The 16,924-nt window shown below is 54.8% G+C and carries 14 protein-coding genes; 9 read left to right on the top strand and 5 right to left on the bottom strand.

Annotated features, from left to right (window positions below; genetic code table 11):
• The first annotated feature begins 24 nt into the window (after positions 1–24).
• Complete coding sequence (gene bepA, locus ACHHZ6_RS13240) at positions 25–1,488, top strand: beta-barrel assembly-enhancing protease (RefSeq protein ID WP_395122344.1); 1,464 nt, start codon at positions 25–27, stop codon at positions 1,486–1,488.
• 18 nt (positions 1,489–1,506) lie between these two features.
• On the top strand, positions 1,507–1,863 hold the full coding sequence (gene arsC / locus ACHHZ6_RS13235; protein ID WP_395122343.1) for an arsenate reductase (glutaredoxin): 357 nt from the start codon (positions 1,507–1,509) through the stop codon (positions 1,861–1,863).
• On the opposite strand, the gene ACHHZ6_RS13230 is transcribed toward arsC, so the two are convergent.
• Positions 1,860–2,684 carry an XRE family transcriptional regulator gene (locus ACHHZ6_RS13230; protein WP_182918758.1) on the bottom strand — a complete coding sequence of 275 codons (825 nt, stop codon included), beginning with the start codon at positions 2,682–2,684 and terminating at the stop codon, positions 1,860–1,862. The two genes, arsC and ACHHZ6_RS13230, sit on opposite strands and share 4 nt — an antisense overlap.
• Before the next feature lie 147 nt (positions 2,685–2,831).
• On the opposite strand from ACHHZ6_RS13230, the gene celB reads away from it, so the two are divergent.
• Genes celB through ACHHZ6_RS13215 form a run of 3 tightly spaced genes read left to right on the top strand, consistent with a single transcriptional unit; the run spans position 2,832 to position 6,535 of the window.
• The gene (gene celB, locus ACHHZ6_RS13225; RefSeq protein ID WP_395122341.1) at positions 2,832–4,151 is read left to right on the top strand and encodes a PTS cellobiose transporter subunit IIC; all 1,320 of its coding nucleotides are present in this window, start codon (positions 2,832–2,834) and stop codon (positions 4,149–4,151) included.
• Positions 4,152–4,154: 3 nt separating this feature from the next.
• Entirely contained in the window at positions 4,155–5,114 is a 960-nt protein-coding gene (locus tag ACHHZ6_RS13220; protein ID WP_182918760.1) for a N(4)-(beta-N-acetylglucosaminyl)-L-asparaginase, read from the top strand.
• Positions 5,111–6,535: a M17 family metallopeptidase gene (locus ACHHZ6_RS13215; protein WP_182918761.1), complete on the top strand. Its 1,425-nt coding sequence runs from the start codon at positions 5,111–5,113 to the stop codon at positions 6,533–6,535. Before ACHHZ6_RS13220 ends, ACHHZ6_RS13215 begins: the two co-directional genes overlap by 4 nt.
• Before the next feature lie 101 nt (positions 6,536–6,636).
• Here ACHHZ6_RS13215 and ACHHZ6_RS13210 read toward each other — a convergent pair whose 3' ends face one another.
• From ACHHZ6_RS13210 to ACHHZ6_RS13195, 4 genes are all read right to left on the bottom strand, one after another.
• Entirely contained in the window at positions 6,637–7,338 is a 702-nt protein-coding gene (locus tag ACHHZ6_RS13210) for a DnaA inactivator Hda (protein ID WP_220471161.1), read from the bottom strand.
• 220 nt (positions 7,339–7,558) lie between these two features.
• Positions 7,559–8,848, bottom strand: a complete 1,290-nt coding sequence (gene uraA, locus ACHHZ6_RS13205) for a uracil permease (protein WP_182918762.1) — start codon at positions 8,846–8,848, stop codon at positions 7,559–7,561.
• Positions 8,849–8,943: 95 nt separating this feature from the next.
• Positions 8,944–9,570, bottom strand: coding sequence for a uracil phosphoribosyltransferase (gene upp, locus ACHHZ6_RS13200; RefSeq protein WP_182272249.1), 627 nt, complete (start codon positions 9,568–9,570; stop codon positions 8,944–8,946).
• Positions 9,571–9,743: 173 nt separating this feature from the next.
• A complete protein-coding gene (locus ACHHZ6_RS13195; protein WP_182272250.1) occupies positions 9,744–11,174 on the bottom strand; it encodes a 6-phospho-beta-glucosidase in 1,431 nt (476 codons plus the stop codon).
• A 266-nt stretch (positions 11,175–11,440) separates the two neighbouring features.
• On the opposite strand from ACHHZ6_RS13195, the gene purM reads away from it, so the two are divergent.
• The 4 genes from purM (at position 11,441) to ppx (ending at position 16,923) form a co-directional block, all read left to right on the top strand.
• Positions 11,441–12,478, top strand: a complete 1,038-nt coding sequence (purM, locus tag ACHHZ6_RS13190; protein ID WP_182272251.1) for a phosphoribosylformylglycinamidine cyclo-ligase — start codon at positions 11,441–11,443, stop codon at positions 12,476–12,478.
• Positions 12,475–13,116, top strand: a complete 642-nt coding sequence (purN, locus tag ACHHZ6_RS13185) for a phosphoribosylglycinamide formyltransferase (RefSeq protein ID WP_182272252.1) — start codon at positions 12,475–12,477, stop codon at positions 13,114–13,116. The genes purM and purN overlap by 4 nt, the downstream gene beginning before the upstream one ends.
• Before the next feature lie 204 nt (positions 13,117–13,320).
• The gene (gene ppk1, locus ACHHZ6_RS13180) at positions 13,321–15,381 is read left to right on the top strand and encodes a polyphosphate kinase 1 (protein ID WP_182272253.1); all 2,061 of its coding nucleotides are present in this window, start codon (positions 13,321–13,323) and stop codon (positions 15,379–15,381) included.
• Positions 15,382–15,384: 3 nt separating this feature from the next.
• Complete coding sequence (ppx, locus tag ACHHZ6_RS13175; RefSeq protein WP_182272254.1) at positions 15,385–16,923, top strand: exopolyphosphatase; 1,539 nt, start codon at positions 15,385–15,387, stop codon at positions 16,921–16,923.
• The last annotated feature ends 1 nt before the right edge of the window (position 16,924 follow it).

The following is a 16,924-nucleotide window of genomic DNA, read 5'->3' as shown; positions in this document are numbered from 1 at the left end:
CATCCAAAATACAGGACAGTGGTTATGTTCAGGCAGTTGAGAAAAACACTGGTTGCGACACTGATTGCCGCACTGACGGTCGGTCAGGTGTTGCCAGCTTTCGCTGACTCGGCCGATTCATTGCCGGATATGGGCACCTCAGCAGCAAGCACGCTCTCCATTGGGCAGGAGATGCAAATGGGTGATTACTATGTCCGCCAGCTTCGCGGCAGCGCCCCACTGATTAATGACCCTTTACTGGTACAGTACATCAACGGTCTGGGGATGCGCCTGGTTGCACATGCCAATTCAGTCAAAACCCCCTTCCACTTCTATTTAATTAATAACGACGAAATCAACGCCTTCGCCTTCTTTGGCGGTAACGTGGTGCTGCATTCGGCGTTATTCCGTTACTCTGATAACGAAAGCCAGCTGGCTTCGGTCATGGCGCACGAAATTTCACACGTCACCCAGCGCCATCTGGCGCGTGCAATGGAAGACCAGAAACGTAACGCCCCGCTGACCTGGGTCGGCGCGCTGGGTTCTATTCTGCTGGCCATGGCCAGCCCGCAGGCCGGGATGGCAGCGTTAACCGGTACGCTGGCGGGAACGCGTCAGGGGATGATCAGCTTCACCCAGCAAAACGAACAGGAAGCAGACCGTATCGGGATTCAGGTATTGCAGCGTGCGGGTTTTGATCCCCAGGCCATGCCAACCTTCCTGGAAAAACTGCTCGATCAGGCGCGCTATTCCACGCGTCCTCCTGAAATTCTGCTGACTCACCCGCTGCCAGAAAGCCGCCTGTCGGACGCGCGTAACCGCGCCAACCAGATGCGTCCGGTGGTCGTACAGTCTTCACAAGACTTCTACATGGCGAAAGTCAGAACGCTGGGTATGTACAACTCCGGGCGAAACCAGCTCACCAGCGACCTGCTGGATGCCCTGGCAAAAGGCAACGTGCGCGAGAAAAATGCCGCGCAGTATGGTCAGGCACTACAGGCGATGGGAGCCAGCAAATACGATGAAGCACGTAAAATGCTGCAACCACTGCTGGCCGCCGAACCGGGCAACCCATGGTATCTCGATCTCGCGACCGATATCGATCTGGGACAGAAAAAAACCACCGATGCGATTAACCGCCTGAAGGGAGCAAAAGATGTACGTACCAACCCGGTACTGCAGCTTAACCTGGCGAATGCTTACTTACAGGGCGGTCAGCCGGGTGAAGCGGCAACCATTCTGAACCGCTACACCTTTAACAATAAAGACGATCAAAACGGCTGGGACTTGCTCGCCCAGGCCGAAGCGCAGCTCGGTAACCGCGATCAGGAGCTGGCTGCGCGTGCTGAAGGCTTTGCGCTGGTAGGCCGTCTTGATCAGGCCATTTCCATGCTCAGTAACGCCAGCTCGCAGGTCAAGCTCGGCAGCCTGCAACAGGCCCGTTACGATGCGCGCATCGATCAGCTGCGCGATCTGCAACAGCGCTTCAAGCCGTACGCGAAGATGTAATACAGGAGAATTCAGGACATGACAGACGCGGTAAAAATTTATCACAACCCTCGCTGCTCCAAGAGCCGTGACACCCTCAGCCTGTTGAAGGCTAACGGTGTTGACCCGGAAGTGGTGTTGTACCTGGAGACTCCGCCAGACGCACAAACCCTTCGCCAGCTGCTGCACATGCTGGGCATGGGCACTGCAAGAGCCTTGATGCGCCAGAAAGAAGACCTTTATAAGTCGCTCAGCCTGGATGACACTCGTCTCACTGAGGCTGAGCTGATCCAGGCGATGATCGAAAATCCGAAGCTGATTGAACGTCCAATCGTGGTGGCAAATGGCCAGGCCCGCATCGGGCGGCCACCGGAAGACGTACTCGAGATCCTCTAATCCTGACGCCGTAGCGCTTCAAGAAAGGCCTGCGGCGTACTCTCTCCCAGTTTTTTCTGCGCTTTTCCCCGGTTGTAAAATTCACACATTTCGATCAGCACCCTTCCAACAGGTTCACGCTGCACGCGCGGAATGATCTCCCCTAACGGAAGGGTCACCTGAACGGCTTTGTGTTTTTGCGGATGCGCTTTTACAGCGATATTCCGCTCCGGCAATACCACCTCAAAACCAAAAGTCTCAAGAGATTGTATACAGGCCGGACAGACATCAAGCAGCTCACGCGTCCAGTTAACCAGCAACTGAGGCGATAACCCCGCATAGAGTCGGGCGTAGCACCAGCCGCTCACCGGTTCACGCGCCCACAGCAGATGTTGCTCTCCACCATCCTCCATATGCAACGACAGCGGCAGATGGTGCATCACCAGTTGATGCGGCACGACGCCTGCCTTCAGCGCCTTTTTCCCCTGCAATGGCACCGCCTTTTGTTTCGCAGGCGCGGGTCTGAGATAGCGGTTCAGGGTCGCCCGGGAAACGGCGATCCCCAGCCCTTCATTAACCAGAAGCAACAGCTCATCCAGCGGCGCACCGATGGCCTCACGCAGGACATTCACCAGAACCACCTGCTCTTGTCTCATTGCTTTGTGTATCACTTTTGGCGTGGTCTGGTTATCCGAAACCTGGTCACGGTTGCGCCAGCGCCGGACGGTAGTAACGGAGATCCCAAGTTCGATAGCCAGCTCTCTGTCGCTTTTATCAGACTGCTGGAGGTAGCGCCGGATCCGTGGCGTGGTGGTGGCATTGGCATGCAGTTTGATTTCCATCGCAATGATCCAATTAACTAATCTTGTGAGATTTATATTAAACGAGCGAATGCTTTGTGACCGATTTCACCTTTCGCTCGCCACGCTTCACTGATAATCCACAGACATAACATAAACAACACCACTCAATCTTGTACGGAGTTCACAATGAACAATGTTCTGGGATTTCTTGAAGCAAAACTGATGCCGCTGGCGGCCAAAACGGCGCAGCAGCGCCATCTGTGTGCCATTCGCGGAGCCTACGTCTCATTCATGCCGTTTATCATCGTCGGCTCCATTCTGCTGGTGATCTCCTCCTTCCCGAACCAAACCTATCAGCACTTTATGTCTCAGGCCTTTGGTGAAAGCTGGAGCGCCATTATAGAAATTCCGTTCAATGCGGTGTTCTCGACCATGTCTCTGTTCATTAGTTTCCTGGTGGCGTTCCGCCTGGCGGAACACTATGGGGAAGACCGCATCTCCTGCGGCATTCTGGCGCTGGTCGCGTTTCTGATCCTGACCCCGTTTATCAAAGTGGCCGAAAACGGCGGCATTACCGTGATACCCGTAGAGTGGATTGGCAGTAAAGGACTGTTCGTCGCCATGATCGGTTCGCTACTGTGGACGGAGCTGTTCTGCTGGCTGAAGCGCAAGAATCTGGTCATCAAAATGCCTGACGGTGTACCGCCTGCAGTGCAGGAGTCTTTCGCCGCACTGATCCCTGCCCTGCTGGTGATGATTCTGGTGCTGGGTATTCGTATCGGCTTTGAAAACACCCACTACAACACCATTCATCAATTTATTTACGAAGTGGTCGCCACGCCGGTACGCCACTACGGCACCTCTTACTTTGGCGCGCTGATGACCGTGTTCAGCATCACCATTCTGTGGTCAGTGGGTATTAACTCCGGTTCGATGATCAACGGCATTATCCGTCCGCTGTGGATGGAGAACCAGACCGACAATATTGCCGCCATTCAGGCCGGTATCACGCCGCCACATATTATTACCGAACAGTTTTTTGACATGATCTGGATGGGCGGCGCGGGCGCAACGCTGTCGCTGGTGATTGCGATGCTGATTTTTGCCCGCAGTAAAAACATGCGTGAAGTGGCGCGGCTGGGTGCGGGTGCTTCGGTGTTCAACATCAACGAACCGATTCTGTTTGGCCTGCCAGTGATCATGAACCCGATCATGCTCATCCCGTTCAACCTGGTACCGCTGGTGCTGGTCACCGTGCAATATGCCGCCATGAAAATTGGTGCGGTCGCCGTCACAACCGGGGTCTTTATCCCCTGGACGCTGCCGCCTGTCATCAGCGGCTTTATCGTCACGGGACATCTTAGCGGCAGCGTCATGCAGCTTATCAATCTGCTGATTGGTGCCATGCTGTACCTGCCTTTCATGCGTATTGTGGATAAACAATACCGCGCAGCGGAAATTGCCACCGTTACGCAAACCGACACGACACTTGCAAAACAGGAGTAAAGCATGTGGGGAATTATCGCAACCTGGCGAATGGCGCTGGAGGGAGTCACAGAGTCTGCGTCTGCGCTGGCTGCGGGGAAACCGGTCGCCGCCGCAGTGGTCGATGCCGTTGCTACCGTAGAGGACTTCCCGTTTTATAAATCCGTCGGCTACGGCGGGCTGCCTACCGAGAATGGCGAAGTCGAACTGGACGCAGCTTACATGGATGGCGACACGCTGGCTTTTGGTGCCGTGGGCAACCTGGTGGATATTGCCAACCCGGTACGTGTGGCCCACGCGCTGAGTCGCCAGCGCTATAACAGCCTGCTGGTTGGCCAGGGCGCACGCGAATGGGCGCTGAGCCAGGGCTTTACCGACAAAACCATGCTGACCGACCGCGCAATGCAACATTACCGCAAGCGCTGCCGTGAAACGCTGGATAAAGGTTTAAGCCCGTACGATGGCCACGACACGGTCGGGATTATTGGCCTCGACAAGCAGGGGTCGATGAGCGTGGCGACCTCCACCAGCGGCCTGTTTATGAAAAAACGTGGTCGTATTGGCGACTCACCGATTATTGGCTCCGGGTTTTACTGCGACAGCGAAACCGGTGCCGCCACCGCCACTGGCGTTGGCGAAGACCTGATGAAAGGCTGCACCAGCTACGAAATCGTCCGCCGCATGGCTCAGGGCATGTCACCGCAGCAGGCAGCAGACTCGGTAGTGTTTGAACTGGAAGACAAGCTGATGTCACGTTTTGGCCGCGCGGGCGATCTCTCGGTGGTATGCATGAACAACAAAGGCGAATTCGGGGCGGCGACTAACATCAAAACCTTTTCGTTTGTGGTAGCCACGGCCCGTCAGCCACTCACCGTATTTCGCACCGAGCGCCAGCGCGAGAAGACCCATTATCAGGCCGTCGATGATGAATGGATGCAGGCCTATGCCGAGCGTATCCGCGCGCCGATTGAGGAACAATCATGATTACCTGGCAACTCATCACGACACTTTCAGATGCTCAACCGCAAAGTCATTTAATTGCCCGCACCACCAGCACGTTGCTGCCGGAGACGGCACTCATTGCTGAAATGCGGGAGCAGAAAACCGTCGCCGATACCCGGTTCGGCTGCGCCCCCTTTGCCCGAGTCACGCTGCTGCCGGATACGCTCTGGCAGGACAGCCTGACCGAAGGTTTACTGACCGCGCTGCGTCCGCTGCTTGCCTCACCCGTGAGTGCGAACGTCGTGCTGGATGCCACAGAAATCGACGACGTTGTTCTGACACAGGTGCTGCGTTTTCTCTTTAATCAGGCGCACAGGCTCAGCGATCTGCAGCTAAAGAAAAGCGATGAAACGGCAGTGCGCCTGCGCCACATTACCGCCCTTTGCCGCCCGGAACAGCAACAAAAGCTGGAAACAATCTTCCACCAGCAGCAGGTTATTGCCCGTGGCATGGTCGCCGCACGGCGTCTGGCAGATACACCTTCCGATCGGTGTACTCCACAGTTTGTGGTGGAAGAGGCGAAAAAATTGTGCGGAGCCTTCCCTGCTCTGCAATGTGAAATCCTCGATGAGAAGCAGATCGTCGCGCAGGGGTTAGGGTTACTGCATGCCGTTGGCAAAGGGGCCTCCAGCCCGCCGCGGCTGCTGGCCATTCACTACAACGGCGTGGATGACGGCCCGGTGCGCTGCTATGTAGGCAAAGGCATTACCTTTGATACCGGCGGTCTGTGGCTGAAAGAGGGTGCGGGCATGTACACCATGAAATATGACATGTGTGGTGCGGCAAACGTGCTGGGGCTGATGCTTACCGTCGCAGAGCTGGGCCTGCCCGTTCGCATAATGGGCGTGCTGGCGCTGGCGGAAAATGCCATCGGGCCGGATGCCATGCAGCCGGGAACGGTTGCTCGCGCCTGTAACGGCCTGACGGTAGAAATCAACAATACTGATGCCGAAGGGCGACTGGTGCTGGCGGACGCCATTGCCTGGGCCAGTCAGCGTCACCCGGATGCACATTTTATTATTGATATGGCGACCCTGACAGGTGCGGTAGTGAAAGCGCTGGGGTATGAACTGAGCGGATTGATGACGCAGGATGAACCGTTACGTCAGGCGCTAACATCGGCAGGTCAACAGAGCGGTGATGAAGTGTGGTCCCTGCCACTGGATGCACGGCTGAAAAAGCAGACCGACAGCGCCATCGCCGATTTGTGCAACACGCCGACCAATAATGCGGCAATCAGCGCGTCGGCGGCCTGGCTGCTCCACCATTTCTGCCCACCAGACATTCCGTGGGCGCATCTGGATATTAGCGGGACGGCATTGTGGCGCGAGAGTGGCAGAAGCGTGGCATCAGGCAGGCCGATTCCACTGCTGATTGAGCACTTACTGGGGGATATTGCCTGAGTTTTTTGCCGGGTGGCGCTGCGCTTACCCGGCCTACGGTTATGCGCACGCGGGTACCCTCACCCCGGCCCTCCCCCAAAAAGCTGAGGGAGAAAGGCACATCAAAGCTTCAGAATGTCTTTCACAAACGGAATGGTCAGCTTACGCTGGGCGGTAATAGAGGCGCGATCGAGTTGGTCAAGCGTATCAAACAGCGTGCGCATTTCCCGGTCAAGACGCTTCAGCAGGAAACGCCCCACGTCTTCCGGCAGTTCAAACCCGCGCAGTCTTGCCCGCAGCTGTAGCGCCTGAAGTTTGTCTTCATCAGACAGCGGTTGCAGCTTATAAATTTGCCCCCAGTCCAGACGAGAAGCCAGATCCGGCAACCCCAGATTGAGCTGGCGCGGCGGACGATCGCCGGTGATCAGCAACCGGGTTTTCCCCGATTCCAGAATACGGTTATAGAGGTTGAAGATCGCCATTTCCCACGGTTCATCCCCCGCCATACATTCGATATTATCGATGCAGACCAGTGAGAGATGTTCCATTCCCTCCAGCACTTCAGGCACAAACCAGGTACGTTTATCCAGCGGCACATAGCCTACTGCATCACCCCGCGCAGAAAGTTCTGCACAGGCGGCATGCAACAGGTGGCTGCGCCCCGCGCCTTCGCGTGACCAGATATAGATGTATCCGCTGTGTTCCTGGCGCAGCACGTTTTGCAGTGCAGCCAGTAAAGAGGGGTTATCACCCGGCCAGAAACTCGCGAAAGTTTCATCGTCAGGTAAATAGAGTGGCAGAGAAAGCTGTGCCGGTCCGTTCAGAAGTACCTCAACCAGATCTTACATAAAATCGGCAACGAGTTTAGCACGGAACCTGCAAGGTGAGAACCGGGCGGATCGTCCGCCCGGTTTTACACGTCATCCTTCAGGTTACCGAGGCAAAGGTAGCGTCTGCTCACCCCAGTCACTTACTTGAGTAAGCGCCTGGGGATCCTCAGGCTTGCCGCCTTGATGCAACTTGAAAGATTTTGTGCATATACGATCAATGTGATGCTTTTTCGCTGTCGTCAGCATCCAGCACCACTTCTTCCGGGCGCAGAACGGAGATCAGCTTGAAGATCAGGCTCAGGGCCACACCCACGATGGTTGCCAGCGCCATCCCTTTCAGCTCTGCCGCACCGATGTGTACCTTCGCACCGCTCACGCCGATGATCAGGATAACGGAGGTCAGGATCAGGTTTTGCGCTTTGCTGTAATCCACTTTGGACTCGATCAGCACGCGGATACCGGAAGCACCGATTACCCCGTACAGCAGCAGAGAGACACCGCCCATCACCGGCACCGGGATAATCTGGATAGCCGCTGCCAGCTTGCCAACGCAAGAGAGCAGGATAGCAATAATAGCTGCGCCACCAATAACCCAGGTACTGTAGACGCGGGTAATCGCCATTACGCCGATATTCTCACCATAGGTGGTGTTTGGCGTAGAGCCAAAGAAGCCGGAGATAATAGTAGACAGGCCATTAGCAAACATGGAACGGTGCAGACCCGGGTCGCGGATCAGGTCGCGTTTCACAATGTTCGCCGTGACCACCAGGTGGCCCACGTGTTCAGCAATGACCACCAGCGCAGCGGGCAGAATGGTGAAGATAGCAAACCATTCGAAGCGAGGAGTGTAGAAGGTTGGCAGCGCGAACCAGTGTGCCTGAGCAATTGGGGTGGTATCGACGACACCCATTACAAAGGAGAGCGCATAGCCCGCCAGCACGCCGATCAGGATCGGGATAATCGCCATAAAACCACGGAACAGCACGGAACCAAATACCGTCACACCCAGCGTGACCAGCGAGATGATAATGGTTTTGGAGTCCGGTGACTGACCGTCAGCAGGCAACAGACCGGCCATGTTCGCCGCCACACCCGCCAGTTCGAGACCAATGACGGCAACGATTGCGCCCATTGCCGCAGGCGGGAACATCACGTCCAGCCAGCCCGTACCGGCTTTCTTCACAATGAAAGAAACCAGACAGAACAGCACACCACACATGATAAAGCCGCCCAGTGCGACTTCATAACCCAACGGCAGCAACAGTAAAACCGGAGAGATAAAAGCAAAGCTCGACCCCAGATATGCCGGGATTTTACCTTTACAGATGAAGAGGTAAAGCAGCGTACCGACGCCATTAAACAGCAGAACAGTAGCCGGGTTAATGTGAAACAGGATTGGCACCAGCACGGTTGCGCCAAACATGGCGAACAGGTGCTGCAAACTAAGCGGGATTGTCTGTAAAAGCGGCGGTCTTTCACTCACCCCGATAGCACGGCGCGTCATAGTGTTTTCCTCACGTGTTGTTTGTTGTTAGCGGTTGGGTCGTTTTATTCAAAAAAAAGCCGACTATCAAAGTCGGCTTTTCATTTGTTATTCGATTATTTAGTACCAAAAATCTTATCGCCGGCATCACCAAGCCCCGGGATAATGTACCCGTGCTCGTTCAGCCCCTGGTCGATAGACGCGGTATACAGCTCAACGTCCGGGTGTGCTTTTTCCAGCGCCGCGAGCCCTTCCGGTGCGGCGACCAGAACCAGCACCTTAATGCTGCTGCAGCCCGCTTTTTTCAGCAGGTCGATGGTGGCAATCATGGAACCACCGGTTGCCAGCATCGGGTCAACCACCAGCGCCATGCGCTCGTCAATGTTAGACACCAGCTTCTGGAAGTAAGGAACCGGCTCCAGTGTTTCTTCGTTACGGTAGATACCGACCACGCTGATACGCGCGCTAGGCACGTGCTCCAGCACCCCTTCCATCATGCCGAGGCCAGCACGCAGGATTGGCACAACGGTAATTTTCTTACCCTTGATCTGCTCAACCTGTACCGGGCCGTTCCAGCCTTCGATGGTCACTTTTTCCGTTTCCAGATCAGAGGTCGCTTCATAAGTCAGTAAGCTGCCAACTTCAGAGGCCAGTTCGCGAAAACGTTTCGTGCTGATGTCATGCTCACGCATCAGGCCCAGCTTGTGTTTTACCAGCGGGTGTTTCACTTCAACAATCTTCATACTTTTTCTCCTTCGGGGGTGGCAGCCACAAAAAAAATCGCCGGATTATACCGCTTTTTTCGGATTACGCCATACCCAACTTGCTTGACGTACATCAAGCAAAGTGGTTAAGAGACAAAAAAAGCCGGAGGGAAGCTCCGGCTGCGATACAAGATTTTGCCCAGTGGCGCTGATTAAAGATTATCACCGTTCGTCGAAATCACCTTCTGATACCAGTCAAACGACTTCTTCTTACTGCGGTTCAGCGTGCCATTTCCTTCGTTATCTTTATCAACAAAGATAAAGCCGTAGCGTTTTTTCATTTCGCCGGTTCCGGCAGAAACGAGGTCAATACAACCCCACGGGGTATACCCCATCAGGTCAACGCCATCTTCTACGACGGCTTTTTTCATCTCGCTGATGTGCGCAGCGAGGTAGTCGATACGGTACTGATCGTTCACCGTACCGTCGCGCTCCTGCACGTCGATAGCGCCAAAACCGTTCTCCACAATAAACAGCGGCAGCTGGTAATGATCCCAGAACCAGTTCAGGGAGTAGCGCAGACCCACCGGATCAATCTGCCAGCCCCAGTCAGATTTCTGCACATACGGGTTGGAAACCAGGCTCTTGCTTTCGTCGTAGTCCAGCGTTGGGTTATCCGCCGTCGCTTTGGTAGCGAACGACATGTAATAACTGAAACCGATGTAATCCACACAGCCCTGCTTCAGCGCGGCGTTGTCCTCTTCGGTAATATCCAGAGCAAACCCACGACGGGCAAAGTAGTTAAGCAGATGCTGCGGGTACTTGCCGCGCACGTGAACGTCGGTAAACCAGTAGCGACGATGCATCGCGTTCATCGCCATCATCATATCGTCCGGCGCGCAGGTCAGCGGATAGATTGGGCACATGGCAATCATGCAGCCAATCTGCAGCGACGGGTTAATCTCACGCCCCGCCTTCACCGCCAGGGCACTCGCCACCAGCTCATAATGTGCCGCCTGGAACATCACCGGTTCGCGGTCTTCACCCGGCTCGTATTTCAGCCCGGAGTTAGTAAATGGCGCAAAGTCTTCGTGGAAGTTCGCCTGGTTATTGATCTCGTTAAAGGTCATCCAGTACTTCACTTTGTGCTGATAGCGCTGGAAAACGACTTTCGAGAAGCGGACAAAGAAGTCGATCAGCTTACGGTTACGCCAGCCACCGTATTCGGTCACCAGGTGGAAAGGCATCTCGAAGTGCGACAGGGTGATAACCGGCTCAATGCCGTACTTCAGGCATTCATCAAACAGGTCGTCGTAGAACTTCAGGCCAGCTTCGTTTGGCTCCAGCTCGTCCCCTTTCGGGAAAATGCGCGTCCAGGCGATAGAGGTACGGAAGCATTTGAACCCCATTTCGGCAAAGAGTCTGATGTCTTCTTTATAGCGATGGTAGAAGTCGATGGCCTCATGGTTAGGATAATTTTTCCCCTGCAGTACGCCGTTGGTAATTTCACGGGGCACGCCGTGGGCTCCGGCAGTCATGACGTCGGCGACGCTAACCCCCTTGCCCCCCTCTTTCCAGCCACCTTCAAGCTGGTGCGCCGCAACCGCACCACCCCACAGAAAACCTTCTTTAAATCCTGGCATTCTCTTTCCCTCATTCTGCGTTATTTTCTGCAAAAACAGTTACAGAAACCGGTTTCAGTTCGATGATGTGCAAAGCGGATCCGGGTTGCAAGCAGATTACCGAAACCGGTTTCATTTTCGTGAACAGAGTCAAGTTTGGCTGCATTCACAGGCCGCACAGAAAAAAAAATCCTCTCACCGAGAATAGGCTCGCAAACGTTTGCCTGGACTGTTAGAATTGCGCCGATTTTTCTTACTAGCTATGCAATCGCGTGGGGATTTAAGCCGTGACCAACAAAACTTCTCTCAGCTACAAAGATGCCGGTGTTGATATTGACGCAGGTAATGCGCTGGTTGACCGAATCAAAGGTGTGGTGAAAAAAACCCGCCGCCCGGAAGTGATGGGTGGTCTGGGTGGATTCGGCGCACTGTGCGCACTGCCGCAAAAATATCGTGAACCTGTTCTGGTCTCGGGTACTGACGGTGTAGGTACAAAACTGCGCCTGGCGATGGATCTTAAGCGTCACGACACGATCGGTATCGATCTGGTGGCGATGTGTGTGAATGACCTGGTGGTTCAGGGCGCAGAGCCGTTGTTCTTCCTTGATTACTACGCCACTGGCAAACTGGACGTGGATACCGCAGCCAGCGTGATTAACGGTATCGCCGAAGGCTGTCTGCAGTCCGGCTGTGCGCTGGTCGGCGGTGAAACCGCTGAAATGCCAGGCATGTACCACGGTGAAGATTATGACGTCGCAGGTTTCTGCGTCGGTGTGGTAGAAAAATCAGAAATTATCGACGGCAGCAAAGTGGCTGACGGCGATGTGCTGGTTGCGCTGGCCTCCAGCGGCCCGCACTCTAACGGCTACTCTCTGGTACGTAAAATCCTCGAAGTCAGCGGCTGTGATCCACAGACCACCGAACTTGATGGCAAACCACTGGCAGACCACCTGCTGGCCCCAACCCGCATCTACGTGAAAAACGTACTGGAACTGATCGAGAACGTCGACGTTCACGCTATTGCCCACCTGACCGGCGGCGGTTTCTGGGAAAACATTCCGCGCGTACTGCCGGATAACACCCAGGCCGTGATCGACGAATCCTCCTGGCAGTGGCCGTCCGTCTTTAAATGGCTGCAAACCGCAGGCAACGTGAGCGCCCACGAAATGTACCGTACCTTTAACTGCGGCGTGGGCATGGTTATCGCCCTGCCTGCAAGCGAAGCGGACAAAGCAGTTAAGCTGCTGAATGAGAAAGGTGAAAACGCGTGGAAAATCGGTATTATCAAAGCATCCGATTCCGAACAGCGTGTGGTCATTGAATGAAAAACATTGTGGTGCTCATTTCCGGCAACGGAAGCAATTTGCAGGCCGTCATAGACGCCTGCAAACAGAAGAAGATCAATGGCACCATTCGGGCAGTTTTCAGTAACAAGGCTGATGCGTTCGGCCTTGAGCGTGCCCGGGAGGAAAACATCCCCGCGCACGCGCTGGAAGCCAGTCAGTTTGCCGGTCGCGAAGCCTTTGACCGCGAACTGGTACAAGAGATTGACGCCTACGCACCCGATGTCGTGGTGCTGGCGGGGTATATGCGTATCCTGAGCCCGGCATTCGTGTCCCACTATGCCGGTCGCCTGCTCAATATCCACCCTTCTCTGCTGCCGAAATACCCGGGCCTGCACACCCATCGCCAGGTTCTGGAAAACGGCGATGAAGAGCACGGTACCTCTGTGCATTTCGTGACCGACGAGCTGGACGGTGGGCCGGTGATCCTGCAGGCAAAAGTGCCGGTCTTTGACGGTGACAACGAAGACGATGTGACCGAACGCGTGCAAACCCAGGAACACGCCATTTACCCACTGGTGGTAAGCTGGTTTGTCGACGGGCGTCTGGAAATGCGCGACGGCGCAGCCTGGCTGGATGGCGTTCAGCTTCCTGCGCAGGGATATGCGGCCGAAGAGTAGTTTGTTATGTCGGGTAGCGATGCGCTTACCCGACCAACACATCGCCCCCCCGACACGCCCTTCCCCCAACCCTCTAAAATCCCCCAGAAAAAAAATAACTGTCATACTTTTCTGGCACTGTTGGACATATCGTGGAAATGCTCGCCATAATAAGGACGAGACGGATTTACCACGTCCTGTGATTGAACTGGAGTGTGAGCTGTAATGGGTCAGGAAAAGTTATATATCGAGAAAGAGCTAAGCTGGTTAGCATTCAACGAGCGTGTACTCCAGGAAGCGGCAGACAAAAGTAACCCGCTGATTGAGCGTATGCGTTTTTTGGGCATTTATTCCAATAACCTGGATGAGTTCTACAAGGTTCGCTTTGCCGAGCTGAAACGGCGAATCATCATCAGCGAAGAGCAGGGCTTAAACTCTCACTCGCGCCATCTGCTGGGAAAAATCCAGGCCCGCGTGTTGAAAGCCGATCAGGAATTTGACGGCCTGTATAACGAACTGCTGCTGGAAATGGCACGCAACCAAATCTTCCTGATTAACGAACGCCAGCTCTCTGTTAACCAACAAAACTGGCTGCGACATTACTTCAAACAGTATCTGCGCCAGCACATTACCCCGATTCTGATTAACCGCGAAACCGACCTGGTGCAGTTCCTGAAAGATGATTACACCTATCTGGCGGTGGAAATCATTCGCGGCGACACCATCCGCTACGCACTGCTGGAGATCCCGTCCGATAAGGTTCCACGCTTTGTGAACCTGCCGCCGGAAACCCCACGCAGACGTAAGCCAATGATCCTGCTGGACAACATTCTGCGCTACTGTCTGGACGACATCTTCAAAGGTTTCTTCGATTACGACGCGTTAAACGCCTACTCAATGAAGATGACCCGTGACGCCGAATATGACCTGGTACACGAGATGGAAGCCAGTCTGATGGAGCTGATGTCCTCCAGCCTCAAGCAACGCCTGACGGCAGAGCCAGTGCGTTTTGTCTATCAGCGCGATATGCCAGACGCGATGGTGGAAATGCTGCGCGAGAAGTTGACCATTTCGCGCTATGACTCCATTGTGCCGGGTGGCCGTTACCACAACTTTAAAGACTTTATTGGCTTCCCGAACGTCGGCAAAACCAATCTGGTGAACAAACCGCTGCCGCGCCTGCGTCATCTCTGGTTTGATAAATTCCGCAACGGATTCGACGCCATTCGCGAACGCGATGTCCTGCTTTACTATCCGTATCACACCTTTGAGCACGTGCTGGAACTGCTGCGTCAGGCCTCCTTCGACCCCAGCGTGCTGGCGATTAAAATCAACATCTACCGTGTGGCAAAAGATTCGCGCATCATCGACGCGATGATCCACGCGGCGCACAACGGTAAGAAAGTCACCGTGGTGGTTGAGCTACAGGCGCGTTTCGACGAAGAGGCAAACATTCACTGGGCGCGCCGTCTGACGGAAGCGGGCGTACACGTTATCTTCTCCGCACCGGGGCTGAAAATTCACGCCAAGCTGTTCCTCGTATCCCGTAAAGAGGGAGACGACGTGGTGCGTTATGCCCATATCGGTACCGGTAACTTTAACGAGAAAACCGCGCGTATTTATACTGACTACTCGCTGCTGACCGCCGATGCGCGCATCACCAACGAAGTGCGTCGGGTGTTTAACTTCATCGAGAACCCGTACCGTCCGGTGAGCTTCGACTATCTGCTGGTGTCACCGCAGAACTCGCGCCGCCTGCTGTACGAGATGATCGACAAAGAGATCGCCAACGCGCAGAAAGGATTGTCGTCCGGCATCACGCTGAAGCTCAATAACCTGGTGGATAAAGGGCTGGTAGACAGGCTGTATGCGGCATCCAGTTCAGGTGTACCGGTCAATTTGTTGATCCGTGGTATGTGTTCGTTGATCCCGGAGCTGGAAGGTATCAGCGAAAATATTCGCGTTATTAGCATCGTTGACCGCTATCTGGAACACGACAGGATCTATATTTTCGATAATGCGGGTGATAAACAGGTTTATCTTTCCTCTGCGGACTGGATGACGCGCAATATTGATTACCGCATTGAAGTTGCGGCTCCGCTGCTTGATCCACGTCTGAAGCAGCAGATCCTCGACATTATCGAGATTTTGTTTAGCGATACGGTGAAAGCACGCCATATCGACAAAGAACTCAGTAACCGCTATGTACCGCGCGGCAACCGCCGCAAAGTGCGGTCGCAACTGGCGATTTACGACTATATCAAATCACTCGAGCAACCCGATTAACCTATGCCGATAAATGATAAGACCCCACGACCGCAGGAATTCGCCGCAGTCGATCTTGGTTCTAACAGTTTCCACATGGTCATCGCCCGTGAGGTGGATGGCGCGATGCAGATCATCGGCCGTCTGAAGCAGAGGGTACACCTGGCGGATGGTCTTGACGAGCGCAGCATGCTCAGCGAAGAGGCAATGGAGCGCGGCCTGAACTGCCTGTCGCTGTTTGCTGAACGCCTGCAGGGATTCTCACCGTCCAGCGTTTGTATCGTAGGTACGCATACGTTACGCCAGGCGCTGAACGCACCTGAATTTCTCAAGCGTGCGGAAAAAGTCATCCCCTACCCGATTGAGATAATCTCCGGCAATGAAGAAGCGCGTCTGATTTTCATGGGCGTGGAGCATACGCAGCCAGAAAAAGGCCGCAAGCTGGTCATTGATATCGGCGGTGGCTCAACGGAATTGGTGATTGGCGAAGACTTTGAGCCTCGTCTGGTGGAGAGCCGCCGTATGGGCTGCGTCAGCTTCGCGCAGATGTATTTCCCGGGTGGAACCATCACTCGCGAGAATTTCCAGCGGGCGCGCATGGCGGCGATCCAGAAACTGGAAAACCTGGCCTGGCAGTACCGCATTCAGGGCTGGAACGTGGCGCTGGGCGCATCGGGTACCATCAAGGCGGCGCATGAAGTGCTGCTGGCAATGGGTGAAAAAGACGGTTTTATCACTCCTGAACGCCTGACGCTGCTGGCCGACGAGGTGATTAAGCATAAAAGTTTTGACGCCTTAAGCCTGCCGGGTCTGTCCGAAGAACGTAAAGCGGTATTTGTACCGGGTCTTGCGATCCTGTGCGGTGTGTTTGATTCGCTGGCCATTAAGGAACTGCGTCTCTCCGACGGTGCGCTGCGTGAAGGCGTGCTGTATGAAATGGAAGGCCGCTTCCGCCACCAGGATATTCGCAGCCGCACCGCGCAAAGTCTGGCAAATCAGTACAACATCGACCGCGAGCAGGCGAAGCGCGTCCTGGAAACGACCATTCAGATATACGATCAATGGCAGGAACAGAATCCTAAGCTGGCGCACCCGCAGCTTGCTGCCCTGCTGAAATGGGCGGCGATGCTACACGAAGTGGGGCTGAATATTAACCACAGCGGAATGCATCGCCATTCGGCCTATATTCTGCAAAACAGCGACCTGCCTGGCTTCAACCAGGAGCAGCAAACCATGATGGCCACGCTGGTTCGTTACCATCGTAAAGTCATCAAGCTCGATGATTTGCCGCGCTTCACGCTGTTTAAGAAAAAGCAGTTCCTGCCGCTGATTCAACTGCTGCGTCTGGGGGTGTTGCTCAATAACCAGCGCCAGGCCACCACCACGCCGCCGACGCTGAAACTCAAAACGGATGATCACCACTGGACGCTGAGCTTCCCGCACGACTGGTTTAGTCAGAATGCGCTGGTATTGCTGGATCTGGAAAAAGAGCAACAGTACTGGGAAGCGGTCACCGGCTGGCTGCTTAAAATCGAAGAAGAAAGCGCCGACGTCGCAGCGTAAT

It is taken from the genome of Enterobacter cloacae complex sp. 2024EL-00214, from assembly GCF_043945575.1.
In the GTDB taxonomy this organism is placed as follows: Bacteria; Pseudomonadota; Gammaproteobacteria; order Enterobacterales; family Enterobacteriaceae; genus Enterobacter; species Enterobacter cloacae_P.
The sequence above is the reverse complement of the archived record's forward strand: the minus strand, read 5'-3'. Positions and strand labels throughout refer to the sequence as shown.